This window comes from Thermomonas sp. (assembly GCF_041919455.1).
In the GTDB taxonomy this organism is placed as follows: Bacteria; Pseudomonadota; Gammaproteobacteria; order Xanthomonadales; family Xanthomonadaceae; genus Thermomonas.
On record NZ_JAYRTQ010000007.1, the window covers coordinates 95,658 to 120,849 of the forward strand.

Consider the following 25,192-nt stretch of genomic DNA (forward strand, 5'->3'; position numbering starts at 1 on the left):
ACTCGACGTCCGTTGCGGTCATATCCCGCGCATCGCGCGCGCAAGAAACGAGGCATCCCCATGTCCAGGTTCATCGCCTTGCTGCAGTTCCTGCTGGCCCTGTGTGGTTGTTCTGTCGGCGGCACTACCTACAGCAATCGGATCGACAGCGATCAGGAACAACTGCACAGCAAGGTGCGGGTGCAGGATGGCGTGGCGCGCTTCGATTGCGTGGAGAGCAGCAGCGGCGCCTGTCACTACACGCTCTATCCCGAGGCCTGCTCCGGCAAGGCCGACTGCCAGCTGGCGCCGCTGCAACGCTTCACCGTGGCCAGCGGCGAAAGCCACCAGGTCGCCGGCTTGATCGACTTCCGCCCCTGCGTTGCGACAACGGCGGCGGCACTCGCTGCGGACTGCCAACCCGCGGCTGCGACCAAGGCACGCTGATGGCGTTGCGGCGCTTCCTGCGCTGGGCACCGAAGGTGATGCTGGGCTTGGTGCTGCTTGCCGCCATCGGCGTTGCCGTGTTGCTCGGACCGTATGCGTGGCGGGTCCAGCACGTCAGCGCGGATCCACGCATCGGTTTCCGTTCCGATTACTACCTGTATGTGCCGGAGACGCTGCATCGCGACGCCAACGGCAACGCGATCCTGCTGGTGCAGCCCAACAATTCCGGGCGGACCTCCGACGACATCGGCCTGCACCGCCGCGATGCGTGGATGACCGGCTTCGAGCGCAAGCGCATCGCCGATGAACTCGGCGTGGCCTTGCTGGTACCCGCCTTCCCACGCACTGCCAGCGACTGGAAGGTCTACACGCATGCGCTCGACCGCGACGTGCTGACCACCCGCGACCCGTTGCTGGCACGCCTCGACCTGCAACTGATCGCGATGATCGACGATGCCCGCGCGCGCCTGCAGAAAACCGGCACGCCGGTCGATGGAAAAGTGCTGCTGCAGGGCTTCTCCGCCAGCGCGCTGTTCGCCAACCGCTTCACCGCGCTGCATCCGGATCGCGTGCGTGCGGCGAGCATCGGCTCGCCCGGCGGCTGGCCGATCGCGCCGGTGGCGACGGTCGGCGCGGATGCCTTGCCGTATCCGGCCGGGATCGCCGACCTGTCCGCACTGACAGGGACGCCGTTCGATGCCGCCGCGTTCGCCCGCGTGCCGCAGTACGTCTACATGGGCGATGCCGACGACAACGACTCGCTGGATCTCGGCGACGGCTGGGACAAGCCGATGTCCGCGGAAGTGGATCGCCTGTTCGGCGATACGCCGCTCGCCCGCTGGACGCATGCGGAAACGCTGTACGCACGCGCCGGCGCGCATGCGCGGTTCGAGCTGGCGCCCGGTATCGGCCACGACCGCAAGGCATTGCAGGATCGCTCCACCGCGTTCTTCAGGCGGGAGCTAGCTGCACCGCGGTAAGGCGTTCCACCCATCCGGATCGACATGCCTGCGCGGGGCCACGGCCACGCGCAACGGCACAGCATTCCCCGAGAGGCACGACATGAAGAACACCATGCGGATCCGTTGCCTGCTTTCGCTGGTGTTCGTTGCCGCTGCGAGCTGGCTGGCCACCGCCTACTGGTTCGGTCGCGAGATTCCAGACCCATCCATCCAGGAGAGGACCTTCGCATCGTCGCTGCTGGGCGAGTCGCGCACGTATTTCGTGCATTTGCCGGACAGCTACGTGCGCTCGCCGACGCAGCGCTATCCCGTGCTCTACGTGCTCGACGGCACCTCGCAGAGCACGCACACCGCGGCCAGCGCCGAAGTGATGGCGCGGATCGGCGCGATGCCCGAGGCCATCGTCATCGGCATCCCCAGCGGCGACAAACGCAATCGCGACTACACGCCCGCGGGCATGCGCCAGGACAGCGACGACGCGAACAGTCCCGATGGCGAGGCCGCTCGCTTCCTCGGCTTCCTGCAGCGTGAACTGATCCCGCACGTCGAACGCGAATTCCGCGCCAGCGACATGCGCGTGCTGGCCGGCAACTCGCGCGGTGGCCTGTTCGTGGTGCATGCGTTGACCACGCAGCCGGCGCTGTTCGATGCCTGGATCGCCAATAGTCCCGCGCTCTGGCGCGACGACGGCGAGATGGTGAAGCGGCTGCAACGTTTCCTGCGCGATACGCCCGATGCACGCACCCGCCTGTTCCTGAGCCTGGGCGGCGCTGAGAACGCGAAGATGACGCAGGCCTATCGACAGGCGCTCGCCGTGTTGCGCGATGAAGCCCCACGCGGCCTGCAATGGCGCGCGCTGACAACGCCCGGCGCGGTGCACGACGACAACGCGCGAAAGGCCACGCCACTCGCACTGCAATGGATCTGGCGCGACGGCGACGCCCCACCGTTACCATCGGGGGCGTGAACTACCTCGCCCACGCCTGGCTGGCCCGCCATTCGGACGACGCCATCCTCGGCGCGATCCTCGGCGACTTCGTGTTCGGGCAATCGGGACTGCAGGATTGGCCGCCGGCCGTGCGCGCCGAGATCGTCCGCCATCGCCGCATCGACCTGTACACCGATGCGCACCCGGCGGTCGTCGTGGCACGCGGCCTGTTCGACGATGCCGGCCTGCGCCGCTATGCCGGCATCGTGCTGGACGTGCACTTCGACCATTGCCTGGCGCGCCACTGGTCGCGCTGGAACGACACACCGCTCGGCGACTTCACCGCCCGTGTCTATCGCGTCCTGCTTGCGCGTCGCGATGCATTGCCGCCGCGCCTGCACGCCATCGCCCCGCGCATGGCCGCGCACGACCGGCTGGGCTCGTACGTGCAACGCGGCAACGTGGATCACGCGGTGCGCGGCATCGCCACCCGGCTGTCGCGCAATGGCGACAAGCTGGTCGCTTGCCTGGACGTGCTGCGCGTCGAGGAAGCGCGCATCGATGCCGCCTTCGAGGCGTTCTTCCCGGACTTGGTGGACGCCGCGGCGGCGATGCGCGATTAGACTTCCGGCTTTCCCGCCGTGGCCGCAAGGATTGCAGATGCCAAGAATCGCGCGTGCGTTGTTCGTCGTCCTGTGGCTGCTGCTGGCGCTGGCCCCCGCGCATGCGCAGGTATCGCTGGATCGCTACCTCAAGCAGGATGGCTACGGCCGCATCAAGATCTCGCCGGACGGCGAGTACTACGCGGCCACCGTGCAGCTCGAGGACAGCGTGGGTCTGGCCCTCCTGCGGCGCTCGGACAAGAAACTCGTCAACGGCGCCGCCGGGATCAAGGACTCGGTGGTCGCCGATTTCTGGTGGGTCAACGACCACCAGGTGGTGATCGCCATGGCCGAGCGCTTCGGCAGCCGCGACCAACCCTACCGCACCGGGCAACTGTTCTCGATCGGGGTGGACGGCAAGCGCGGCAGGCAACTGGTCGGGCCGAAGCAGGAACCCGGACTGGTCACCGTGATCGGCCACGCCGGCCCATGGGAAATGACCGACCTGATCGATCCGTTGCCCAATGATCCGGAGAACGTGCTGATCTCGGCCTGGAAGCTCGGCCCCAATCCGCTGACCACGGTCGACCTGATGGACGTGAACAACGGCCGGCGCAAGCGCATCGCTACGGCACCGGTGAACCGCGCCGTGTTCCTGACCGATGCCAAGGGCCAGGTCCGCTTTGCGCGTGGCGCGCAGAACGACAATTACAGCAAGCTCTACTACCGCGACGACAACCAGTCCGAATGGCGGCTGGTGAACGACGAAAGCAGCAGCGGGCGCGTCGACATCCCGGTCGGGTTTTCCGCCGATGGGCGCGTCGCCTACTTCAATTCCTCGACGGAGGATGGCCCGGATGCGCTGGTGGCCTGGTACATCGCCACCGATCAACGCAAGCAGGTCCTGCGCGACGACACCGTGGATCCCTACGCCATCATCCACGACCGCGACGGGCACACCGTGCTGGGCGTGCAGTTCATGTCGGGGGGCGTGAAGACCCGCATGCTGGATGACAGTGCGCCCGCGTCGCGGGTGCATCGCGCGCTGGCAAAGGCCTTCCCCGACCACGCCGTGAACGTCACCTCGTATACCCGCGACGGCGTGGCGCTGGTGCAGGCCTGGAACGACCGCACCCCGGGCGACACCTACATCTTCGACCCCGCGGCGATGTCGGCCAAGGATGTGTTCATCCAGCGCGAGTGGTTCGATCCGGCCAAGCTGCCCAAGGCACGCGCGATCACGGTCAAGGCCCGCGACGGCCTGGTCCTGCATGGTTACCTGACGCTGCCGTTCGGCGCGAGGGAGACCATCCCGTTGCCGATGGTGGTGATGCCGCATGGCGGGCCGTTCGGCCTCTTCGACGAATGGGAATTCGACGACGACACCCATCTGCTGGCCGAGGCCGGCTATGCGGTGCTGCGGATCAACTTCCGCGGCTCCGGCAATTACGGCCGGGCGTTCCACCAGGCCGGTGCGCGCGAATGGGGTGGCGCGATGCAGGACGACCTGACCGACGCCACCCGCTGGGCGATCGCCGAACGCATCGCCGATCCCGCGCGCATCTGCATCTACGGTGCCAGCTACGGCGGCTATGCCGCGCTGATGGGCGTGGCCAAGGAACCCGACCTGTATCGCTGCGCGGTGGGCTACGTCGGCGTGTACGACCTGGAGGCCAAGCATCGCGAGGATTCGCGCGACGCCAAGTGGGTACGCAACTGGATGGACGACTGGGTCGGCGAACGCGGCACGCTGGCGGCGCGATCACCCACCGAACTGGCCTCGCGGATCAAGGTACCGGTGCTGCTCGCCGCGGGCGGTGCCGACTTCATCGCACCGATCTCGCACAGCAAGGCGATGGCGCGCGCCCTGCGGAACGCCGGCAAGCCGGTGGACACGCTCTACTTCGACAGCGAAGGCCACGGCTTCTACACAGAGGAACACCGGCGCGCCTTCTACACGAAGTTGCTGGACTTCCTGGCCGATAACGTCGGGGGAGCACGTGCCGTCAAGAACGCCGCGGGCGGCAAGTGACGATCCATCTCCGAGCCTGGTCGAAAGTGCCGGACGGATGCGGACCGGAGGGGAGGCCGGCCCGCATCCGCGCGACGAGGAACCATGATCGGATGGCTTGACCGGCCGAGCCGCGCGGGGAGTCGCGACCCGGCCGGTGGCCTGAAACTCAGCGGCAGCGGAAGTAGTTGGTCTGCGGGGTGGAATAGCTGCGATTGCTGGCGTAGCCGCTGCTGTTGCCGTAGCCCACGCCGAAGTCGCGCTCACGATGGATGCGGGCCGGCTCTGCTCCGCCGTCCCCGCGGCGCGGGGTCAGGCGACGCTCGACATAGGCGGCCGGGATGGGGGACTGGGTGCGGAACATGAACGTCTCCTGTACTGGTTTGTTAGTGTGTTGGTAATGTAAAACACCAAAACAATAAAGCGCATGGGCAGGAAGTCATGCGTGTCGCAATCGATGGGATTCGTTCAGCTAACCTGCCTGCATCCCACAGGAGACAGAGATGCCGAAAGCGGCCGCCGCGTTGCAACGCTGTTTCTGGAGCGATGGCTCCGATCTGTATGACGGCTACCACGACCACGAATGGGGCCGGCCGGTCACCGACGACGTGCGCCTGTTCGAGAAGATCAGCCTGGAAGGGTTCCAGGCCGGGCTGAGCTGGATCACGATCCTCAAGAAGCGCGAACACTTCCGCGCCGGCTTCGACGGCTTCGATTTCCACAAGGTCGCGCGCTACACCGAACGCGACGTCGAGCGCCTGCTGGGCGATGCCGGCATCGTCCGCCACCGCGGCAAGATCGAGGCGGCGATCCACAACGCGGGCCGCGCGATCGAGCTGCAGCGAGAATTCGGTTCATTGGCGCGCTACTTCTGGCAATACGAAGTCGACACCCGCAAGCGCCCGAAGAAACTCACCGTCGATGTCCTGCGTACCTTTACCACCGCGCCCGAAGCCATCGCGCTGTCGAAGGACCTGAAGAAGCGCGGCTGGAAGTTCGTCGGCCCGACCACGATGTACGCCTTCATGCAGGCGATGGGACTGGTCAACGACCACCAGCACGATTGCCATGTGCGCCCGATCGCCCGCGACGCACGCAAATCAACAATCATTCCTTGAAACGGCAGAGTTTTGCCTTTTGATAGATTAAATTGTATTAATAGGCAATTTTTTGCCTTTTATCGAAAAATGAAATAAAAGGCATTTATCCGCCTTTTATTTGACTTGAAGCCGATAACAGGCGGAAAATCGCTGCATCATGCAAGTCAACGACAAGGCGATCCAGAACCCCGATGAGCTCGCTGCGGAACTGGGCGAGCGACTGCGCGCATTGCGCCTGTCGCAGGCGTGGACCCAGGCCACGGTGGCGGACAAGGCGGGAGTATCGTTGCGCGCGTTGCGCGACCTGGAAGCCGGGCGTGGCTCCACCGTACTGACCCTGATCCGCACGTTGAAGGCACTGGGCGCCGAGCACGACCTGCAGGCGCTGGCGCCGCACCCCACGATCAGCCCGATGGCGATGCTGCAACAACCGAAGGGACGCGCGCGGGGCAATCGCTGATGGCCACGTTCCGCCACGTCGAGGTCATCGAGGCCTGGATCTGGGGCCAGCGCGTCGGCGCGGTGGCGTGGGACCCGAACCGGCGCACGCACGTCTTCGAATACGACCCGGACTGGTGGCGCAGCGGCGTGCAACTCGCGCCGATCATGATGCCGGTCGATCCGGGCAACCCCGCACCTGCCAGCCGCCGCTTCCTGTTCCCGGGGCTGGACGAAACCACGTTTCGGCAGTTGCCGGGATTGCTCTCGGATGCCCTGCCGGACCATTTCGGCAACCAGTTGATCGACGCATGGATGGCCACCCACGGCTACAGTGCGGCGCAGGTCACCACGCTCGACCGGCTGGCGTACATGAACAAGCGCGGCATGGGCGCGCTGGAATTCCGCCCGGCGCGCGGCGGCCAGACCACCTCCAGCACCCCGATCCAGCTGGCGCGGCTGGTCGAACAGGCACGTCGCGCATTCCAGGGCCAGCTGGAGGAGAGCGATGAAGATGCCAGGGCGCTCAACCAGCTGATTTCGGTCGGGACCTCTGCCGGCGGCGCGCGGGCGAAGGCGGTGCTGGGATGGAATCCACGGACCAACGAACTGGTGGCCGGCCAGTTCGACCTGCCCGAGGGTTTCGAGCACTGGCTGCTGAAGTTCGACGGCATGGGCCACGACCAGCAACTTGGCCCCAGCCAGCACTACGGCCGCATCGAATACGCCTACCACCGCATGGCCGTGCGCGCCGGCATCGACATGCAGCCCTGCCGCCTGCACCACGAGGGCGGGCGCGCGCATTTCATGACCCGCCGCTTCGACCGCGATGGCAACCGCAAGCACCATGTGCAGTCGCTGTGCGCGCTGCAGCACATGAGCTACAACTTCACCCGTACCCACGCCTACGAAAGCCTGTTCCTGACCGCGCGCATGCTGGGCCTGGACGATGCCGCGATGACCCGGTTGTTCGCGCGCATGGCCTTCAACGTGGCGGCGCGCAACCAGGACGACCACACCCGCAACTTCGCCTTCCTGCTGCGCGAGGGCGGGACGTGGGAACTGGCACCCGCCTTCGACATCACCTTCGCGATGGATCCTGGCAACAAGTGGTTGTCCGCCCACCAGATGAGCGTGGCCGGCAAATTCGAGGGCATCGGCCGCAGCGAACTGCTGCAGGTCGCGGATCGCTTCTCGATCGGCGGCACGGCGAATGCATTCGCCCAGGTCAACGCGTCGCTGGCCGAGTGGCCGGCCTTCGCCGCAGAGGCCGGCCTGGGCGAGGCGGAGACCGCCCGCATCGCCGGGCTGCACCAATCGCTGTAAACGCCTGCAGCGCCGGCGATGCATCCACCCCGGCATCACGCGCGCATGTCCAGAGTCGCCACCCATCGACCGACCAAGGAGCCTTTGCCATGCGCGCGCTCGTGCTGCTCTTCGCCATCGCCATGCCCGTGGTGGCGTGGCTCACCAACACCGGCACCTTCGGCCCCGACAACGGGACGATGTCGGACCGCTACCCCACCCTGCTGGTCGCCGCCGGCTATGCATTCGCGATCTGGGGCCTGATCTTCCTCCTGGACCTCATCTACGCAGGCTGGCAACTGACCGGCACGCGCAAGACCGACGACACCCTGGCCCGCATCGCGCCATGGGCTGCGGCCGGTTTCGCACTGACCACGCTGTGGATGCCGCTGTTCGCGATGTCGCAGTTCTGGCTGTGCCTGATCGTGATCTTCGGCGCGACGTTCTGCCTGATCCGCTGCGCGATGATCCTCTCGCACGACAGCACGCCGCAGGAAGGCCAGTGGATGTGGGCGTGGCTGCCGCTCTCGCTGCATGCCGGCTGGCTGTCACTGGCCGCGTTCCTCAACCTGGCGCAGGTGGTGGTGGCTTATGAGCTCGCGTCGACCACCCAGCAATTGCCATGGAGCCTGGCGATCTTCGGCCTGGCCGCGCTGATGCTGCTGATGGTCAACCTGCGCATGCGCGGCAACATCGACTACGTGGTCGCCGCGTTGTGGGCGCTGGCGGCGGTGTACGTGAAGCAGTCCGGCAGCGATATGGCCGGCGCGCAGACCGCCGCTTGGGTGGCGGTCGGCATCGCGGTGGTGCTGGCGCTGCAGACCGTGATGCTGCGCCGCAAGTACCCGGGCGGGCTGTTGCCCAATCCGGCGCGCGCGCCGGGCTGAGGTACCGCCAGACCGCATGACCGCGAGGCCGGCGTTTGCCGGTCTCGCCTTGTGCGACGCATCGGTGTACAAATGTACACCATGGACGCCATCGAGCACCTTTCTCCGCAACGCGCCGCCGTCCTCGCCTTCCTGCAGCGGGAGCTGGCAGCCGGCCGCGCGCCCAGCCTGGCGGAGATCGCCCTGGCCTTCGGTTTTGCCTCGCGCAATGCCGCGCAGAAGCATGTGCAGGCATTGGTCGCCGACGGTCTGCTGGAGCAGGCCACGGGACGCTCGCGCGGATTGCGATTGCCCGGTGGCCCGGTGGACCTGCTGCCCTTGCCGGTGCTGGGCCGCGTCGCCGCGGGCCAGCCGATCGGTGCCGACATCGGCCTGGACAACGGCCTGGAAGATCGGCTCTGGCTGGATCGCAGGCTGTTCTCGCCCACGCCCGACTACCTGCTGAAGGTACAGGGCGATTCGATGATCGACGACGGCATCCTCGACGGCGACCTGGTCGGCGTGCAGCGCAGCGCCGACGCGCGCGACGGCCAGACCGTGATCGCGCGCATCGATGGCGAACTGACCATCAAGCGCCTGCAGCGCAACGCCCGGCGGCTGCGCCTGTTGCCGCGCAATCCCGCGCATGCGCCGATCGAGATCGCGCGCGGGCAGGACTTCGCGATCGAAGGCGTGTACTGCGGCTTGGTCCGGCAGGGCTGAGATGCAGGCGGTCGCGACCCTCGATTCACTGCTGGCCGCGCAGACGCTCTGGCATGCCGGGCGCCATCCGGCGACCGCCAACGAGGGTGAGCCGACCGGGCATGCCGCGCTCGATGCCCTGCTGCCGCAACGCGGCTGGCCGCGACGCGCCTTGACCGAACTGCTGCTGCCCGCGGATGGCGTGGGCGAACTGGCCTTGCTGATGCCCACGCTGGCGCGGCTCAGCCGAGACGGCGGCACGCTGGCGCTGGTCGCGCCGCCCTACCTGCCGTATGCGCCTGCGTGGCAGGCGGCCGGCATCGACCTCGGGGTGCTGCAGGTCATCGAAGCGTCTACGCGCGATGCGTTGTGGGCGTTCGAGCAATGCCTGCGCAGCGGCGCATGCGTGGCCGTCGTGGGTTGGCCGCGGCAGGCGGATGCACAGGCCTTGCGCCGCCTGCAGGTTGCGGCGGACAGTGGCGACTGCCTGGGCTTCGTCCTGCGCGACCGCAAGCACGCGGCGAATCCGTCGCCTGCCGCGCTGCGCCTGGAGTATCACGGTGATACTGGCGATGGCGATGGCGATGGCGATGGCGATGGCGATGGCTGGCGCGTGCGCAAATGCCGCGGCGGTCCGGCACCCACGCGCGCGTTCGCGCCGGGCCTGCATTGAGCCGCGCGCATGTTGTGGGCCTGCATCGTGCTGCCGCAGCTGGCGCTGGACGCCGTCCTCCGGCGTTTGCCTGATCCCGCTGCGCCGCTGGCGCTGGCCAGCGGACCCGCGCAACTGCGCACCCTGCATGCGGTGAATGCCGGCGCGGCGCATGCCGGGCTGCGCGCCGGCATGCGCCTGGCCGCGGCGCATGCGCTGTTGCCCACGCTGGCGACGGTCGAGCATGACCCGCGGGCGGAATCGCGCTGGCAACGTTTCCTTGCCGCGTGGGCGTATCGCCACAGTTCGCTGGTCAGCGCGCAGTGGGCCGGCTGCATCGTGCTGGAAGTGCGCGCCAGCTTCCGCCTGCTCGGGCCGTGGCCGCGCATCGAAGCGCGCCTGCGCGAGGAACTGGCCGCGCTCGGCTTCGCCCACCGCATCGCGATGGCACCAACGCCGCGCGCCGCGCGCGTACTCGCCGGCTTGCAGGACGGCCTAGCGGTGTCCAACCCGGCGGCGATGCACGCCCTGCTGGATCGCGTGCCGGTGCGTCGTGCGGTGCTGCCCGGCGACAGCGGCGAACGCCTGCAGCGCATGGGCATCCGCGACCTGCGCACGCTGCGCGGCTTGCCGCGTGACAGCCTGCGCCGGCGCTTCGGTGCGGAACTGCTGCCGCACCTCGATCGCCTGTATGGCGACGCCGACGATGCGCTGGCGTACTACACGCCGCCGGACCATTTCGATGCCAAGGTGGAACTGGGCTTCGAGGTCGAAAGCCACACCGCCCTGCTGTTCCCGCTGCGCCGGCTGATCGGCGACCTCTGCACCTGCCTGTCGATCCGCGACGGCGGCGTGCAGCGCTTCGTCCTGCGCCTCGAACACGACGTGCACAGGCACGACACGCGCGCGCATACCGATGTCGAGGTCGGCCTGCTCGCCGCCGAACGCGAACCGGCGATGCTGTTCGAGGTCACCCGCAACCGGCTTGAACGCACGTCTATCCCGAAACCGGTGGTCGCCGTGCGCCTGCTGGCGCGCGAACTTCCCGCATTCGTGCCGGCCAGCCGCGACCTGTTCGACGTGCGCGCGCAACAGGCCCTGCCCTGGCCGCAACTGCGCGAACGCCTGCGCGCACGCCTCGGCGACGATGCCGTGCATCGCATCGCGCCGACCGGCGACCCGCGCCCGGAACGCGCCTGGCGACGCATCGATGGCGACGAGGCCCGCATCGGCATCGCACCGACGCGCCCGCCACGACCGACGTGGCTGTTGCCGAAGCCGGTGCCCCTGCGCGACCCGCGCCTGCGCATCGTGTCCGGCCCCGAGCGGCTGGAAAGCGGCTGGTGGGATGGCGAGGACGCACGCCGCGATTACTACGTGCTGGAAACCGCGCAGGGGCAGCGCGCGTGGGCATTCACGCCAGCCGGGGAACGCGACGGCTGGATGCTGCATGGCTGGTTTGCATGAGCGACGGCGCGTGAGCTGGGACGATGCCGTCGATGGCGTGGACCGGGAAACCCCGGGCGGCCGCATGCCACGCGCTTGGTAAGGCGCGCCGCGCCGCGGCCTGCGCGCCGCCAACGACGATGCCCCCACGCACGACGATCTGCCCGCCTATGCGGAATTGCATTGCCTCTCGGACTTCTCGTTCCTGCGCGGCGCGGCCAGCGCGGAGGAATTGTTCGAACGCGCACGACGTTGCGGCTACGAAGCGCTGGCGATCACCGACGAATGCTCGCTGGCCGGCATCGTGCGCGGGCTGGAGGCGTCGCGCGCGACCGGACTCAAGCTGATCGTCGGCAGCGAATTCGTCCTCGCCTGTGGGCTGAAATGCGTGTTGCTGGTCGAGCATGCCGCCGGCTACACACAGCTGTGCAGACTCATCACCCATGCGCGCCGCGCAGCGCCGAAGGGCGGCTACCTGCTCACGCGCGGGGATGTCGAAACCGTGCTGGCCGATGCCGACCTCGGGTTGTTCGCGTTGTGGTGCCCGGCGACAAAACCGGATCGCGATGAAGGCCACTGGTTGCGCGCGGTGTTCGGCGAGCGCGCGCACCTGGCCATCGAACTGCATCGCGAACAGGACGACGACGCCCGCCTGCACGCATTGCTCGACCTCGCGCAATCGCTGCAACTGGTGCCGCTGGCCGCCGGCGACGTGCATATGGACGTGCGCCGCCAGCGCGTGCTGCAGGACACGATGACCGCGATCCGTCATGGGCTGACGCTCGCCGACTGCGGCGAGCACCTGTTCCGCAACGGCGAACGCCACCTGCGCACGCGGCGTGCGCTCGGCAACATCCATCCACATGCGTTGCTCGACAACGCCGTGCAACTGGCGCGGCGCTGCATCTTCGACCTGAAGGAGGACATCGAGTACGCCTATCCGGCGGAACTGGTGCCACCCGGGCATACGCCCACCAGCTGGCTGCGCGCACGCGCCGAACAGGGCATGCGCGAACGCTGGCCAGGAGGCGTGCCGGACAGGATCGTGGCGCAGATCGATGAAGAACTCGCGCTGATCGAAGACCTCAAGTACGAAGCGTTCTTCCTGACGGTGGACGACATCGTCCGCTTCGCGAAATCGCGCGACATCCTCTGCCAGGGCCGCGGTTCGGCGGCGAATTCGGCGGTGTGCTTCGCGCTGGGCATCACCGTGGTGAATCCGGCCGAGAGCCGCCTGCTGATGGCGCGATTTTTATCGAAGGAACGCAACGAGCCGCCGGACATCGACGTCGACTTCGAGCACGAGCGGCGCGAGGAAGTGCTGCAGTACGTGTACGCGAAGTACGGCCGCGAACGCGCCGCGCTGGCGGCCACGGTGATCCGCTATCGCGGCAAGAGCGCGGTGCGCGACGTGGCCAAGGTCTTCGGCCTGCCGCCGGATCAACTGGCGCTGCTGGCCGAGTGCTACGGCTGGGGCAATGGCGACGCGCCGATGCAGCAACGCCTGTTCGAGGCCGGCTTCGATCCCGACAATCCGTTGATCGCGCGCGTGCTGGCGGTGACCGAACAGTTGCAGGGCCACCCGCGCCATCTGTCGCAGCACGTCGGCGGCTTCGTGATCAGCGATGCGCCGCTGCACACGGTGGTGCCGGTGGAGAACGCGGCCATGGCGGACCGCACCATCATCCAGTGGGACAAGGACGACCTGGAGACGATGAAGCTGCTCAAGGTCGATTGCCTGGCGCTGGGCATGCTGACCTGCATCCGCAAGGCGGTCGAGCTGATCACCCGGCATCGCGGCTACACGATCGACCTTGCGCGCCTGCCGGCCGGCGACCAACCCACCTACGACATGATCCAGGCCGCCGATACCGTGGGCGTGTTCCAGATCGAATCGCGCGCGCAGATGAGCATGCTGCCGCGGCTCAAGCCGAACTGCTTCCACGACCTGGTGGTGGAAGTGGCGATCGTGCGCCCCGGGCCGATCCAGGGCGGCATGGTGCATCCCTACCTGCGCCGCCGGCAGGGGCTGGATCCGGTGGTCTATCCATCGGAAGGCATCAAGGACATCCTCGAAAAAACCCTGGGCATCCCGCTGTTCCAGGAGCAGGTGATGGAACTGGTGATCCATGCCGGTTATCTGCCGCACGAGGCCGACAACCTGCGCCGCTCGATGGCCGCGTGGCGACAGGGTGGCGACATGCAGCCGCACCGCGAGCGCATCCGCACGCTGATGGAAGCCAAGGGTTATGCATCGGAGTTCATTGACCAGATCTTCGAGCAGATCAAGGGCTTCGGCTCGTACGGATTCCCGCAAAGCCACGCGGCGTCGTTCGCCAAGCTGGTCTACATCAGCTGCTGGCTGAAACGCCACGAGCCGGCCGCGTTCGCCTGCGCCCTGCTCAACGCGCAACCAATGGGCTTCTACTCGGCCAGCCAGATCGTGCAGGACGCGCGCCGCGGGAATCTCGCGCGAGTGGGCGTCGACGTGCATCCGGTCGACATCACCGTCAGCGACTGGGACAACACGCTGGAAGGCGGGTATGCCCGATGCGGCATCGACGATGGTGGGCAGGCCGCGATCCGGCTGGGGCTACGGCAAGTCGCGGGTTTGTCCGAAGTGGTGGGCAAGCGCATCGTCGCCGCGCGCCAGCAACGCGCGTTCGCCGATGTGCGCGATCTCTCGCTGCGCGCTGCGCTCGACGAAAAATCGCGCAGTGCCCTGGCCGAAGCCGGCGCGCTGCTGCCACTCGCGGGCCATCGCCATGCCGCGCGCTGGGCGGTGGCCGGCATCGAACGCCAGCGCCCGTTGCTGCCGGGCAGTCCCGAGGAAGACGCGATCGCCCTGCCCGCGCCCAGGGCCGGCGAAGACGTGCTCTCCGACTATCGCGCCACCGGCCTGACCCTGCGCGAACATCCGCTAGCCCTGCTGCGCGCGCGCCTGCAACGCGAGCGCGTGCTCGACTCCAGCCAGCTGCGCGAGGTCAAGCACGGCCGCGGCGTGCATGCCGCCGGCTTGGTCACCCAGCGCCAACGCCCGGCCACCGCGGGCGGCACCATCTTCGTCACCCTCGAGGACGAGCACGGCATGGTCAACGTGGTGGTCTGGCGCGACGTCGCCCTGCGCGCGCGCAAGGCCCTGCTCGGCGCGCGCCTGCTGGCGGTGCGCGGGCGCTGGGAACAGGTGGACGGCGTGCAGCACCTGATCGCGCGCGACCTGCGCGACATCAGCCACCTGCTGGGCGATCTGCAGACCGCGTCACGCGATTTCCACTGAAGCCGCCCGGCGCGCCTGCCATAAAACCGGAATCGCCATCACCGGACCTGACATGCGCCTGCGAGCGAATGGATTGGCAGCATCGTTTGCATTAGTCCCAAAACGGGACTATGATCACCGCCAATGAAGGTCATCGCCATCAGCACGCTCCGCAACTTCTGGGGTCGCCACCCGGATGCGGAGCAACCCTTGAAGGCATGGCATGACGAGGCCCGCCATGCGAACTGGAAAACGCCCCAGGACATCAAGCGTCATTACGCCAGCGCGAGCTTCGTGGGCCGCAACCGCGTCGTCTTCAACATCAAGGGCAACGACTACCGCCTCATCGTCGCCGTGGCGTACAAGTTCCAGGCGATCTACATCAAGTTCGTGGGCACGCACGCGCAATACGACCGCATCGATGCCGCCACCGTGGAGGACGCATGAAAATCCATCCCATCCGCACCAAGGCCGACTACAAGCGCGCGCTCCGCGAGGTCTCCGCGTATTTCGACAATGAACCGGAGCCGGGCAGCGAGGACGGCGACCGCTTCGAGATCCTGGCCACGCTGGTGGAAGCCTACGAGTCGAAGCATTTCCCGATCGAAGCGCCCGACCCCATCGAAGCGATTCGCTTCCGCATGGAACAAGGTGGCCTGACCGTGAAAGATCTCGTGCCGTCCATCGGCCAGCCCAATCGCGTCTACGAAGTGCTCAACCGCAAGCGTGGATTGACGCTGGAGATGATCCGCAACCTGCACCGCAACCTTGGCATCCCCGCGGAAAGCCTGATTGGTGTCTGACCCCATGCGCATGCCCACCCTGCTGGTTGCCCTCATCCTCGCCTTGTCTTGCGGACTCGCCCCCGCCGCGGAACCGCAGGCGGCTTCACCGACGGCCCGTGTGCGCGTGGCCTTCGACCGCGACGGCATCACCTCCACGCGCACCGAGGGCTATGCCGATCCCGCCACCAAGCGCGCGATCAGCATCGATGATCCGGTGCGCATCGCCTCGATCAGCAAGCTGGTGCTATCGATCGGCGTGATGCGGCTGGTCGAGGACGGCAAGCTCGACCTCGATGCCGATGTCTCCAAGGCGCTGGGCTGGACCCTCCGCAACCCCAGCTTCCCGAAAAAGAAAATCACCCTGCGCCTGCTGCTCTCGCACACCGCCAGCCTGACCGACGGCGCCGGCTACTGGCAGGTGCCGCTGGACGGCGAATTCCGCAAGCTGCTCGATGATCCGAAGGCATGGGATCCGCAGCACGCGCCCGGCAAGTACTGGCGCTACGCGAACGTCGGCTTCCCGCTGATCGGCGCGGTGATGGAACGTGCCACCGGTGAACGCCTCGACCTGTTGATGCAACGACTGGTGCTGCAACCGCTCGGCCTGCACGCGTGCTACGGCTGGCCGAGTTGCGCCGACGCCACTGCCGCGCGCGCCGTGGTGCTCTACCAGAACGGCAAGCCCGCGGTGGACGACAACCAGGGCAAGAAGCCCGCCTGCGGCATCACCAAGGCCAGCGACGGCAGTTGCGATCTCTCGACATGGCAAGCCGGCAAGTCGACCAACGTGTTCGGCCCGCAAGGCGGCCTGCGCATTTCCGCGAATGACCTGTCGAAGATCGGCCGCTTGTTGCTGGGCGATGGCAAAGTCGACGGCGTGCGCCTGCTCACGCCCGGATCGGTGCAGGCGATGATCGGCCCGCAATGGCAACTCAAGGACGGCAACGGCCTGACCATTGAGGAAGACGACCCGATCCGCGCCACCAAGGGCTTCACCTGTCGCTATGGCCTGGCCGTGCACACCCTGGCCAGCGGCCTGCCCGACTGCGGCGACGACCCCGTCGGCGACGGCGTGCAACGCATCGGCCACAGCGGCAATGCGTATGGCCTGCTCGCCGGGTTGTGGGTGGATCGCAAGGCAGGGACGGGCCTGGTGTATTTCAGTACCGGCAACGACACGCCGGAGGCGGGGGAGCGGTCGGCGTTTAGTCGGGTGGAGGAACAAAGCGCGCTGGGGTGGTGATAATTCTCGTCTCAGCGCGTGGGACGACTTGCTAACACCATCGATGCATGGAGTCGCTGCCCGCGTATCTGATGCATGACCAACCAATGTGCTGCCCCATCTGTGGGTTGCGAACCGATTGGGTTGGCGAGGAACCTCAACTCCATCAATGCGCCTGCGGATATCGATTCTTCTTGTATGAGGACGAAGACTTCGGCTTTGTCGAACTAGAAGATGGTTGGATAGCCGAGTGTGATTTTCTCTAGGTCAGCTGCTGTACCCTGGATATGCACTCGGGGCGCATGGAAGGGTTGGCATGGAAGACCACCAAACGAAAACTTCAATTCGTCGTTGGCTATACAGCGCGCATTTCAAAGACTTTGTCGAACAAAGTGCCGACGAAATTCTTGGTGAGATGACGCGCCGCGCAGGCGGAGATCTCGACCTCACGCAGAACAACGCCTGGCAAGAACAAATCGAAGTCCTTAAGACACTGCAACTTGCGGATTCAGAACACTCGTCCGCAAAAATCTACTTCGAATACACCATTCCTCGTTTGGGTCGACGGGCCGATGTGATTCTTATCGTTGGGCATGTGCTTTTCGTTCTCGAGTTCAAAGCTGGCGAGTCTCAGTTCAATATTTCTGCACTTGACCAAGTCTGGGACTACGCGCTCGATCTGAAAAACTTTCACGATGCGAGCCACGGCATCTGCATCGCGCCTGTGCTGGTGGCCACCAAGGCAAAACCCCAGACGATTGAATTGCAGCGAACTCTGCATGACGACGACCTAGTTCGTCCGATCCGCGCCAATGCGGATGACCTGCAGGAAGTCATTGCGCAGACGATGGACTTCCTCAAAGCACCTCGCATCGATATTTCAAACTGGGAGAGTGGCCGCTATTTGCCCACGCCCACGATCATCGAAGCGGCGCGCGCGCTGTATGCGGGCCATTCTGTGGAAAGCATTTCACGAAGTGATGCGAGCGCCCAAAACCTTACTGTTACTTCAAAAGCCATCGATCAGATCATCGAGAACGCGCGCGCGACTGGAAAAAAAGCTATTTGCTTTGTGACCGGCGTGCCTGGCGCAGGAAAAACTCTTGTTGGACTCGATGTTGCCAATCGACATCTCGATAAGGATAGCGACACATATAGCGTCTATCTTTCAGGCAATGCACCGCTCGTTGCCGTGCTAACGGAGGCACTTGCTCGTGACAAGGTCCGTCGGAGCAGCTATTCCCAAACGCCCGTCCGCATAGGGGTCGCGAGAAGCGCAGTTAAGGCATTCATCCAGATCGTCCATCACTTTAGGGATGCATGCCTGGTCGACGATAGACCACCCACAGGTCATGTCGTGATTTTCGATGAGTCGCAGCGCGCTTGGACGCACGCGAAGACGGCAGACTTCATGCGAAGGAAAAAAGGCATACCGGACTTCGAGCATTCAGAGCCCGAATTCTTGATCTCATGCATGGATCGCCATGAAGACTGGGCAGTTGTTGTTTGTTTGGTCGGCGGCGGCCAAGAAATAAACACGGGTGAAGCCGGAATTAGTGAATGGCTTGAAGCCGTTCTCAATAGGTTTAAAGGCTGGGAAGTACACCTTTCGCCAAGTCTTGTGGAATCCGAATATCGCAGCGCCTCCTCGCTTGCCAAGATTTTGCCGCTTCAAACAACGCGGCAAAACCAAGACCTTCATCTGGCAACATCCATGCGTTCCTTCCGCGCCGAATCGCTCAGTAAATTCGTTCGCGAAGTCTTGGACATGGAGGAAGATGCTGCGAAGACTCTTGCAGAAGTTAGTGCCCGCTACCCCATCAAGATCACCCGCAATCTGGATAGCGCAAAGCAATGGCTCCGCGATCAGGCCCGCGGCTCGGAACGATACGGCGTCGTTGTGTCGTCACAGGCGCAACGACTCAAGCCGCACGCTATCGATGTTCGCGTGAAGACCGACCCCGTGAAATGGTTCCTTGATGGCAAGGAAGACACTCGCTCTTCCTATTACCTCGAAGACGTCGCCACCGAATTTCAAGTGCAGGGGCTCGAACTCGACTGGGCATGCGTCGTATGGGACGGCGACCTGCGCTTTAACGGCAGCGGCTGGTCCCACCACGAGTTCAAGGGCACACGCTGGAATCGAATCAACAAACTCGAACGTCAGATTTACTTGAAGAATGCATATCGAGTCCTACTGACTCGCGCCCGTCAAGGCATGGTGCTTGTGGTGCCTGAAGGCAGCGAAACCGACCCTACTCGCGCGGCGGATTTCTACGACCCCACCTACAACTATTTCAGAGCACTCGGTCTTCCCGAGCTGACCTAAAGAAAAAGCGGCCTCTCGGCCGCTTTCTCGTTCCTACCTTCAGATATCAAACCCCAATCGGATTCGGCTTCTCCGCATCTAGCTTGTAGAGCTTGATCGCTGCCTCAATCTCTCGCTCATGCCTTCGCGCGAACACTGACAACGCGCTTGCCACTTGCAGTCTTCTTAGCCGGAGCTGGCTTGGCCGAACGAGAGGAAGCCTTCTTTGGCTTGCTGACCAACGCAAACCGGTACCCCATCGCATCTGCCACCTTCAACACCGTCCCGAAGCTCGGATTCCCCTCCGCCGACAGCGCCTTGTAGAGACCTTCACGCGTGAGCCCGGAATCACGCGCCAGCTGGCTCATGTTGCGCGCACGCGCGGCAACACCAAGCGCATGGGTCAGGAACGCCGGATCGTCGCCCGCCTCTTCGAAGCAGGCGTCGAGGTAGGCGGTGATGTCCGCCTCCGACTTCAGGTACTCGGCGGAATCCCAAGGCGTTGTCTTCAGTGCCATCTCAGTTCTCCAGTTCCTTCACCAATGCCTGCGCGGCCTTGATGTCCGCTCGTTGCGAAGCCTTGTCGCCCCCGCACAGCAGGAGCACCCAGGCATCGCCATGCTTCGTGTAGTACACGCGGTAGCCGGGGCCGTGGTCGATCTTCATTTCGCAGACGCCACCAGTGAGCACGCGGTGCTGGCCCGGATTGCTTAATGCCAGCCGATCGATTCGCACTTGCACCCGCAGCCTTGCCTGTTGGTCCCGCAGGCCAACAAACCAGTCCTCGAACAGCCGCGTCTTCCTGACTTCGATCATGCCGGCGCGATCCTTGCCTCATGGCCATGCACGAACTGTGAACCACAGTTCACATGATGTCAATTCGTCTGGCAATGAAAAAGGCGGCCAGTGGCCGCCTTTTCCTTACCCCTCTCCCGCCCTTCGGGCACCCTCCCCCGCAAGGGGGGAGGCAAGAGCAATCACACCCCAATCGGATTCGGCTTCTCCGCATCCAGCTTGTAGAGCTTGATCGCGCGGGCCACGTCCTTGGCGGTGAGCTTGCCGTCGGCGGCGAGCGCGGCCACGGCGGCGTGGGCCACGTGGAAGCGGTCGACCTCGAAGTGGCGGCGCAGGTTGGCGCGGGTGTCGCTGCGGCCGTAGCCGTCGGTTCCGAGCACGCTGTAGCGCATCGGCACGTATTCGCGGATCTGGCTGGCGAAGATGCGGATGTAGTCGGTGGCGGCAATGGCCGGGCCCTGGCGGCCTTCCAGTTGCTGGGTCACCCACGCCTTGCGCGGGGCCTTGGCTTCGGGATGGAACCGGTTCCAGCGTTCGGCGTCCACGCCGTCGCGGGCGAGTTCGTTGAAGCTGGGGCAGGACCAGATGTCGGACTTGATGCCGAAGTCGGCATCCAGCAGATCGGCCGCCGCGATCACCTCGCGCAGGATGGTGCCGCTGCCGAGCAACTGCACGCGCAGCTCGCCCTTCTTCGCCTTGCCGGCGTCCTTCAGCAGGTACATGCCCTTGATGATTCCCTCCGCGCTGCCTTCCGGCATTTCGGGATGGGTGTAGTTCTCGTTCATCAGGGTGAGGTACCAGTACTCGTCGCGCTGCTCGGCCAGCATCCGCTGCATGCCGTGCTGGACGATGGTCACCACTTCGTAGGCAAAGGTCGGGTCGTAGCTGCGCACGTTGGGGATCAGGCCGGCCTGGGTCTGGCTCTGGCCGTCCTCGTGCTGCAGGCCTTCGCCATTGAGCGTGGTGCGGCCGGCGGTGCCGCCCAGCATGAAGCCGCGCGCGCGCATGTCGCCGGCCTGCCAGGCGGCGTCGCCGACGCGCTGGAAGCCGAACATCGAGTAGTAGATGTAGAACGGCAACATCTGCAGGTCGTTGGTGCTGTAGCTGGTGGCCAACGCCATCCAGCTGGCGAACGCGCCGGCCTCGGTGATGCCTTCCTCGAGCACCTGGCCGGCGGAATCCTCGCGATAGAACATCAGCTGGTCGGCATCCACCGGCTTGTACTTCTGGCCCTGCGGCGCATAGATGCCGAGCTGGCGGAACAGGCCCTCCATGCCGAAGGTGCGCGCCTCGTCGGCGACGATCGGCACGCAGCGCGGGCCGACCTGCTTGTCGCGCAGGATGATGTTGAACATCTGCACGAAGGCCATGGTGGTGCTGATCTCGCGCTCGCCGGTCGCCTTGAGCAGGCGCTCGAAGGTCTGCAGCGGCGGCACTTCCAGCGACTGCGTGGCCTTCTGCCGGCGCTGCGGCAGGTAGCCGCCCATCTTGGCGCGGCGCTCGCGCATGTACTCGAGTTCGGGCGATTTCTCGTCCGGGCGGAAGAACGGCACGTTGCCGTCCTTGAACTGGTCGTCGTCGATCGGCAGCTTGAAGCGGTCGCGGAACGCGCGCACCGCGCTGTCGTCGAGCTTCTTGGTCTGGTGGGTGGGGTTCAGCGCTTCGCCGGCCGCGCCCATGCCGTAGCCCTTCACGGTCTTGGCCAGGATCACGGTGGGCTGGCCCACGGTCTTCATCGCGTTGTCGTAGGCGGCGAAGACCTTGTGCGGATCGTGGCCGCCGCGGTTGAGGCGCCAGATGTCGTCGTCGGACATGTTGGCCACCATCGCGGCGGTCTCCGCGTATTTGCCGAAGAAGTGCTCGCGCGTGTACGCGCCGCCGAAGGCCTTGCAGTTCTGGTATTCGCCGTCGACGGTTTCCATCATCAGTTTCTTGAGGATGCCCTGGCTGTCCTTGGCCAGCAGCGGATCCCAGTAGCTGCCCCAGATCGCCTTGACCACGTTCCAGCCGGCGCCGCGGAACTGACCCTCCAGTTCCTGGATGATCTTGCCGTTGCCGCGCACCGGGCCGTCCAGGCGCTGCAGGTTGCAGTTGATGACGAAGACCAGGTTGTCCAGGCCCTCGCGGCCGGCCACGCCGATCGCGCCGAGGGATTCCGGCTCATCGGTTTCGCCGTCGCCGAGGAAGCACCAGACCTTGCGGTCGGTCTTCGGCATCAGCCCGCGCGCTTCCAGGTACTTCCAGCTGCGCGCCTGGTAGATCGCGGCGATCGGGCCCAGGCCCATGCTCACCGTCGGGGTCTGCCAAAAGTCCGGCATCAGCCACGGATGCGGGTAGCTGCTGATGCCGCGGCCATCCACTTCCATGCGGAAGTTGTCCATCTGCGACTCGCTGATGCGGCCTTCCAGGAAGGCGCGCGCGTAGATGCCCGGCGAGCTGTGGCCCTGGATGTACAGCAAATCACCCGGGTGGTCGGCGCTGGGTGCGCGCCAGAAATGATTGAAGCCGACGTCGTACAGGGTCGCCGAGGACGCGAAGCTGGCGATGTGGCCGCCCAGTTCGCCCGGCTTGCGGTTGGCGCGCACCACCATCGCCATCGCGTTCCAGCGGATCATCGAGCGGATCCGCCACTCCATGGTGGCGTCGCCGGGCATGGCCGGTTCCATGTGGGTGGGGATGGTATTGATGTAGCTGGTGGTGGGGTCGAACGGCAGGTAGGCGCCGGCGCGACGGGTCAGTTCGACCATGCCCTCCAGCAACTGGTGCGCGCGGCCCGCGCCGTCGTGGTCGATGACCGCCTTCAGCGATTCGACCCACTCCCGCGATTCCTGCGGATCGGGGTCGTTCTGGAGCATTTCGTTGAGCCAGTTCATCGGTGTTCCACCCACGGCGCGATCGGTCGGAGCCCGAGTCTAGCAAGCGTTCCAGGCGATTCGATGCTGCATTGCACCCAAAATCCTGATTTACCCGGACAATTCATTTCCAGCGACCTTCGTATTTGTGATGATGGCGTGAATCCTCTTTCACAGGTTGGCTGGCTATCCTGCACGGGCGTGCCGTTCCGTGGCGACGCCGGCGGTCCGGGGACCCGCCGGTCGCGGCCTAGCTGCCAGCTGCCGTCCTCTCCACACCAGAATCTGTTCGCATGCCGCAAACGCCCGCCCCTGCCCGCCAGTCCTTCGGCCTGGTCGCCCTGATCGGGGCGCTGGTGTTGCTGATCGTGGTCGGCCCGTTCTGGGTGTTGCGCGAGGCGAACCGCAGGAGCGTGGATGCGGCAGCGATCGTCAACCACACGCACGAGATTGACGCGACGGTGCACGGGTTGATGTACGACCTGCGCAACCGCGAGTCCGCCACCGTGGCCTATGCCTATGGCCATGATTCCCCGGCGATCCGCGAGCGCCTGGCCGAGAGCCAGAAAGAGATCCCCATCAACCTGGCGCGGCTGACCCAGCTCACCCGCGACAATCCCGAGCAACAAGTCAGGATCGGCAAGCTGGGTTCGATCATCGAACAGCGCGGCATGATCATGGAGACCATCCTGGCCAAGCCGGCCGGCCAGGCGGATGCGCGCGACATCGAGTGGCTGCTGGATCGCAACCCGCTGCGCTTCATCGGCGCGGAGATCCTGGAACACGAGCAGGCGCTGCTGAAGGAACGCACGAGCGAAGCGACGCGCCTGTCCGAGCGCAGCGCCGTGCTGACCTGGCTCGCCATGCTGCTGCAGCTGCTGCTACTGGGCGCGGTCGCCGTCCTGCTGCGCCTGCAATGGCGCAACCGGCGCGTGGCCGAGGCCGCGGCGGCGCGATCCAGCGCGCGCGCCCTGTCGGTGCTGCAGACCGTGCGCGAGCCGATGGCGGTGGTCGACAAGGACTTGCGCGTGGTCCTGCACAACCCGGCGTTCCGCGAAGTGTTCGCGGCGACGGATGCGGAGCCGGGCACGCCCATCAGCGCCTTCGGCGGCGGCACCTGGGACGCACCGGAAACCCGCCAGCGCCTGGCCGACGTCCTCGCCCGCAACCGCGAACTGTGGGACCACGAGATCACCCATCGTGGCGAAGACGGCCGCGAGCGCACCTTGCTGGTCAATGCACGGCGCATGGCCCTGCCCGACCGTGTCGATGAGGTCGCCCTGGTCACTGCCAACGACGTCACCGCGCAGAAGGCCGCGGAACTGCAGGTACGCGAACTCAACCGCCAGCTGATGGGCAAGGTCGACCAGGTCTCCGAGGTCAACCGCGAACTGGAAGCCTTCAGTTATTCGGTGTCGCACGACCTGCGCGCGCCGCTGCGCCACATCGGCGGTTTCGCCGACAAGCTGGGCCGCCACCTGGGCGAGCGCAACGACGAGAAGACCTTCCACTACCTCAACACCATCACCACCTCGGCGCGGCGGATGTCGCAGCTGATCGACGACCTGCTGGTGTACTCGCGCCTTGGCCGCAGCGCCTTGCGCCTGCAGCCGGTCGACATGCAGTCGGCGGTCGAGGAAATCCGCGCGATGCTCGATGCCACCAATGCGCACGACCGCCCCGGCCATCGCATCGAATGGAGGATCGCGCCGCTGCCGATCATGGTCGGCGACGAGAACATGCTGCGCCAAGTGTGGCAGAACCTGCTTTCGAATGCGGTGAAATACAGCACCGGTTCAGAGCCGGCGGTCATCGAGGTGGGCTATGGCCGCGATTCCAGTGGCGACCATCGTTTCGAGGTCAAGGACAACGGTGTCGGCTTCGACATGGCCTATGCCAGCAAGCTGTTCGGCGTCTTCCAACGCCTCCATTCAGTCGCCGAATTCGAAGGTACCGGCATCGGACTCGCCAGCGTCCGCCGGGTACTCGCCCGCCACGGCGGCCAGATCCATGCCGAATCCGAGCCCGGAAAAGGCGCACGCTTCATCTTCACTCTTCCCGCGTCGCCCGACGCACCGCAACCGGACACCAAGGCATGACCCCGACCATCCGTTCCATCCTGCTCGCCGAAGACAGCCCCGCCGACGCCGAAATGGCGATCGATGCGCTGCGCGAGGCCCACCTCGCCAATCCCATCGTCCACGTCATGGACGGCCTGGAGGCGATGGACTACCTGCATCGCCGCGGCAAGTTCGCCGACCGTCCCGAAGGCCTGCCCGCCGTGCTGCTGCTGGACATCAAGATGCCGCGCATGGACGGCCTGGAAGTGCTGCGCCAGCTGCGCGCGGACGAACAGCTCAAGCGCCTGCCGGTGGTCGTGCTGACCTCCTCGCGCGAAGAGAGCGACCTGGCGCGGAGCTGGGACCTGGGCGTCAACGCCTACGTGGTGAAGCCGGTCGATTCCGAGCAGTTCTTCACCGCGGTGAAGACCCTGGGCCGCTTCTGGGCGGTCCTCAACGAGACGCCGTCCGAGTAA

At 65.7% G+C, this 25,192-nt stretch carries 22 protein-coding genes and 1 pseudogene; 19 read left to right on the plus strand and 4 right to left on the minus strand.

Features of this window, described 5'->3' with window-relative positions; genetic code table 11:
- Positions 1 to 60 precede the first annotated feature (60 nt).
- The 5 genes from ACE3T8_RS06700 to ACE3T8_RS06720 all read left to right on the plus strand — a co-directional run bounded on the left by ACE3T8_RS06700 (position 61) and on the right by ACE3T8_RS06720 (position 4,950).
- Positions 61 to 426 (plus strand): hypothetical protein, encoded by a 366-nt coding sequence (locus ACE3T8_RS06700; RefSeq protein ID WP_374607865.1) that lies wholly within the window; start codon positions 61 to 63, stop codon positions 424 to 426.
- The gene (locus ACE3T8_RS06705) at positions 426 to 1,406 is read left to right on the plus strand and encodes a hypothetical protein (RefSeq protein WP_374607867.1); all 981 of its coding nucleotides are present in this window, start codon (positions 426 to 428) and stop codon (positions 1,404 to 1,406) included. Before ACE3T8_RS06700 ends, ACE3T8_RS06705 begins: the two co-directional genes overlap by 1 nt.
- A gap of 82 nt (positions 1,407 to 1,488) precedes the next feature.
- Entirely contained in the window at positions 1,489 to 2,355 is an 867-nt protein-coding gene (locus tag ACE3T8_RS06710) for an alpha/beta hydrolase (protein ID WP_374607869.1), read from the plus strand.
- On the plus strand, positions 2,352 to 2,939 hold the full coding sequence (locus ACE3T8_RS06715; protein WP_374607870.1) for an ACP phosphodiesterase: 588 nt from the start codon (positions 2,352 to 2,354) through the stop codon (positions 2,937 to 2,939). The genes ACE3T8_RS06710 and ACE3T8_RS06715 overlap by 4 nt, the downstream gene beginning before the upstream one ends.
- Positions 2,940 to 2,976: 37 nt before the next feature.
- Entirely contained in the window at positions 2,977 to 4,950 is a 1,974-nt protein-coding gene (locus ACE3T8_RS06720; RefSeq protein WP_374607871.1) for an alpha/beta hydrolase family protein, read from the plus strand.
- Between the two features lie 148 nt (positions 4,951 to 5,098).
- Here the strand turns inward: ACE3T8_RS06720 and ACE3T8_RS06725 are convergent, their stop codons facing one another.
- A complete protein-coding gene (locus ACE3T8_RS06725) occupies positions 5,099 to 5,293 on the minus strand; it encodes a hypothetical protein (protein WP_374607873.1) in 195 nt (64 codons plus the stop codon).
- A gap of 139 nt (positions 5,294 to 5,432) precedes the next feature.
- Here ACE3T8_RS06725 and ACE3T8_RS06730 point away from each other — a divergent pair, with 139 nt between their 5' ends.
- From ACE3T8_RS06730 to ACE3T8_RS06785, 12 genes are all read left to right on the plus strand, one after another.
- Positions 5,433 to 6,047, plus strand: coding sequence for a DNA-3-methyladenine glycosylase I (locus tag ACE3T8_RS06730; protein WP_374607875.1), 615 nt, complete (start codon positions 5,433 to 5,435; stop codon positions 6,045 to 6,047).
- Positions 6,048 to 6,186: 139 nt separating this feature from the next.
- The gene (locus ACE3T8_RS06735) at positions 6,187 to 6,489 is read left to right on the plus strand and encodes a helix-turn-helix domain-containing protein (RefSeq protein WP_374607876.1); all 303 of its coding nucleotides are present in this window, start codon (positions 6,187 to 6,189) and stop codon (positions 6,487 to 6,489) included.
- Positions 6,489 to 7,793, plus strand: a complete 1,305-nt coding sequence (locus ACE3T8_RS06740) for a type II toxin-antitoxin system HipA family toxin (protein WP_374607878.1) — start codon at positions 6,489 to 6,491, stop codon at positions 7,791 to 7,793. Before ACE3T8_RS06735 ends, ACE3T8_RS06740 begins: the two co-directional genes overlap by 1 nt.
- A gap of 89 nt (positions 7,794 to 7,882) precedes the next feature.
- Complete coding sequence (locus ACE3T8_RS06745) at positions 7,883 to 8,659, plus strand: hypothetical protein (RefSeq protein WP_374607880.1); 777 nt, start codon at positions 7,883 to 7,885, stop codon at positions 8,657 to 8,659.
- A 90-nt stretch (positions 8,660 to 8,749) separates the two neighbouring features.
- Positions 8,750 to 9,361 (plus strand): transcriptional repressor LexA, encoded by a 612-nt coding sequence (gene lexA, locus ACE3T8_RS06750; protein WP_374608001.1) that lies wholly within the window; start codon positions 8,750 to 8,752, stop codon positions 9,359 to 9,361.
- A 1-nt stretch (position 9,362) separates the two neighbouring features.
- The gene (gene imuA, locus ACE3T8_RS06755) at positions 9,363 to 10,013 is read left to right on the plus strand and encodes a translesion DNA synthesis-associated protein ImuA (protein ID WP_374607881.1); all 651 of its coding nucleotides are present in this window, start codon (positions 9,363 to 9,365) and stop codon (positions 10,011 to 10,013) included.
- Positions 10,014 to 10,022: 9 nt separating this feature from the next.
- The gene (locus tag ACE3T8_RS06760; protein WP_374607883.1) at positions 10,023 to 11,459 is read left to right on the plus strand and encodes a DNA polymerase Y family protein; all 1,437 of its coding nucleotides are present in this window, start codon (positions 10,023 to 10,025) and stop codon (positions 11,457 to 11,459) included.
- A gap of 100 nt (positions 11,460 to 11,559) precedes the next feature.
- A complete protein-coding gene (locus tag ACE3T8_RS06765) occupies positions 11,560 to 14,715 on the plus strand; it encodes an error-prone DNA polymerase (RefSeq protein ID WP_374608003.1) in 3,156 nt (1,051 codons plus the stop codon).
- Between the two features lie 123 nt (positions 14,716 to 14,838).
- A complete protein-coding gene (locus ACE3T8_RS06770) occupies positions 14,839 to 15,141 on the plus strand; it encodes a type II toxin-antitoxin system HigB family toxin (protein WP_374607885.1) in 303 nt (100 codons plus the stop codon).
- The gene (locus ACE3T8_RS06775; RefSeq protein ID WP_374607886.1) at positions 15,138 to 15,497 is read left to right on the plus strand and encodes a type II toxin-antitoxin system HigA family antitoxin; all 360 of its coding nucleotides are present in this window, start codon (positions 15,138 to 15,140) and stop codon (positions 15,495 to 15,497) included. Before ACE3T8_RS06770 ends, ACE3T8_RS06775 begins: the two co-directional genes overlap by 4 nt.
- A 4-nt stretch (positions 15,498 to 15,501) precedes the next feature.
- Positions 15,502 to 16,722 (plus strand): serine hydrolase domain-containing protein, encoded by a 1,221-nt coding sequence (locus ACE3T8_RS06780; RefSeq protein ID WP_374607887.1) that lies wholly within the window; start codon positions 15,502 to 15,504, stop codon positions 16,720 to 16,722.
- 295 nt (positions 16,723 to 17,017) lie between these two features.
- Positions 17,018 to 19,030 (plus strand): DUF2075 domain-containing protein, encoded by a 2,013-nt coding sequence (locus ACE3T8_RS06785; protein WP_374607888.1) that lies wholly within the window; start codon positions 17,018 to 17,020, stop codon positions 19,028 to 19,030.
- A 218-nt stretch (positions 19,031 to 19,248) separates the two neighbouring features.
- On the opposite strand, the pseudogene ACE3T8_RS06790 reads toward ACE3T8_RS06785, so the two are convergent.
- From ACE3T8_RS06790 to aceE, 3 genes and pseudogenes are all read right to left on the minus strand, one after another.
- Positions 19,249 to 19,527 (minus strand): annotated as a pseudogene (locus ACE3T8_RS06790) (addiction module antidote protein); the annotation flags it as partial.
- Position 19,528: 1 nt separating this feature from the next.
- Positions 19,529 to 19,825 (minus strand): type II toxin-antitoxin system RelE/ParE family toxin, encoded by a 297-nt coding sequence (locus tag ACE3T8_RS06795; RefSeq protein WP_374607889.1) that lies wholly within the window; start codon positions 19,823 to 19,825, stop codon positions 19,529 to 19,531.
- Positions 19,826 to 19,986: 161 nt separating this feature from the next.
- Entirely contained in the window at positions 19,987 to 22,677 is a 2,691-nt protein-coding gene (aceE, locus tag ACE3T8_RS06800) for a pyruvate dehydrogenase (acetyl-transferring), homodimeric type (protein ID WP_374607890.1), read from the minus strand.
- Between the two features lie 272 nt (positions 22,678 to 22,949).
- Between aceE and ACE3T8_RS06805 the strand changes: the two genes are divergently transcribed.
- Positions 22,950 to 24,755 (plus strand): ATP-binding protein, encoded by a 1,806-nt coding sequence (locus ACE3T8_RS06805; protein WP_374607891.1) that lies wholly within the window; start codon positions 22,950 to 22,952, stop codon positions 24,753 to 24,755.
- A complete protein-coding gene (locus ACE3T8_RS06810) occupies positions 24,752 to 25,192 on the plus strand; it encodes a response regulator (RefSeq protein ID WP_374358042.1) in 441 nt (146 codons plus the stop codon). Before ACE3T8_RS06805 ends, ACE3T8_RS06810 begins: the two co-directional genes overlap by 4 nt.

What these genes read in the sequence shown, in the direction of transcription:
- aceE (WP_374607890.1), bottom strand. Translation starts at nt 22,677, where the DNA reads ATGAACTGGCTCAACGAAATGCTCCAGAACGACCCCGATCCGCAGGAA.
- ACE3T8_RS06795 (WP_374607889.1), bottom strand. Translation starts at nt 19,825, where the DNA reads ATGATCGAAGTCAGGAAGACGCGGCTGTTCGAGGACTGGTTTGTTGGC.
- imuA (WP_374607881.1), top strand. Translation starts at nt 9,363, where the DNA reads ATGCAGGCGGTCGCGACCCTCGATTCACTGCTGGCCGCGCAGACGCTC.
- ACE3T8_RS06710 (WP_374607869.1), top strand. Translation starts at nt 1,489, where the DNA reads ATGAAGAACACCATGCGGATCCGTTGCCTGCTTTCGCTGGTGTTCGTT.
- ACE3T8_RS06735 (WP_374607876.1), top strand. Translation starts at nt 6,187, where the DNA reads ATGCAAGTCAACGACAAGGCGATCCAGAACCCCGATGAGCTCGCTGCG.
- ACE3T8_RS06775 (WP_374607886.1), top strand. Translation starts at nt 15,138, where the DNA reads ATGAAAATCCATCCCATCCGCACCAAGGCCGACTACAAGCGCGCGCTC.
- ACE3T8_RS06700 (WP_374607865.1), top strand. Translation starts at nt 61, where the DNA reads ATGTCCAGGTTCATCGCCTTGCTGCAGTTCCTGCTGGCCCTGTGTGGT.
- ACE3T8_RS06740 (WP_374607878.1), top strand. Translation starts at nt 6,489, where the DNA reads ATGGCCACGTTCCGCCACGTCGAGGTCATCGAGGCCTGGATCTGGGGC.
- ACE3T8_RS06725 (WP_374607873.1), bottom strand. Translation starts at nt 5,293, where the DNA reads ATGTTCCGCACCCAGTCCCCCATCCCGGCCGCCTATGTCGAGCGTCGC.
- ACE3T8_RS06805 (WP_374607891.1), top strand. Translation starts at nt 22,950, where the DNA reads ATGCCGCAAACGCCCGCCCCTGCCCGCCAGTCCTTCGGCCTGGTCGCC.
- ACE3T8_RS06730 (WP_374607875.1), top strand. Translation starts at nt 5,433, where the DNA reads ATGCCGAAAGCGGCCGCCGCGTTGCAACGCTGTTTCTGGAGCGATGGC.
- ACE3T8_RS06760 (WP_374607883.1), top strand. Translation starts at nt 10,023, where the DNA reads ATGTTGTGGGCCTGCATCGTGCTGCCGCAGCTGGCGCTGGACGCCGTC.
- ACE3T8_RS06705 (WP_374607867.1), top strand. Translation starts at nt 426, where the DNA reads ATGGCGTTGCGGCGCTTCCTGCGCTGGGCACCGAAGGTGATGCTGGGC.
- ACE3T8_RS06720 (WP_374607871.1), top strand. Translation starts at nt 2,977, where the DNA reads ATGCCAAGAATCGCGCGTGCGTTGTTCGTCGTCCTGTGGCTGCTGCTG.
- ACE3T8_RS06810 (WP_374358042.1), top strand. Translation starts at nt 24,752, where the DNA reads ATGACCCCGACCATCCGTTCCATCCTGCTCGCCGAAGACAGCCCCGCC.
- ACE3T8_RS06785 (WP_374607888.1), top strand. Translation starts at nt 17,018, where the DNA reads ATGGAAGACCACCAAACGAAAACTTCAATTCGTCGTTGGCTATACAGC.
- ACE3T8_RS06745 (WP_374607880.1), top strand. Translation starts at nt 7,883, where the DNA reads ATGCGCGCGCTCGTGCTGCTCTTCGCCATCGCCATGCCCGTGGTGGCG.
- ACE3T8_RS06780 (WP_374607887.1), top strand. Translation starts at nt 15,502, where the DNA reads ATGCGCATGCCCACCCTGCTGGTTGCCCTCATCCTCGCCTTGTCTTGC.
- ACE3T8_RS06770 (WP_374607885.1), top strand. Translation starts at nt 14,839, where the DNA reads ATGAAGGTCATCGCCATCAGCACGCTCCGCAACTTCTGGGGTCGCCAC.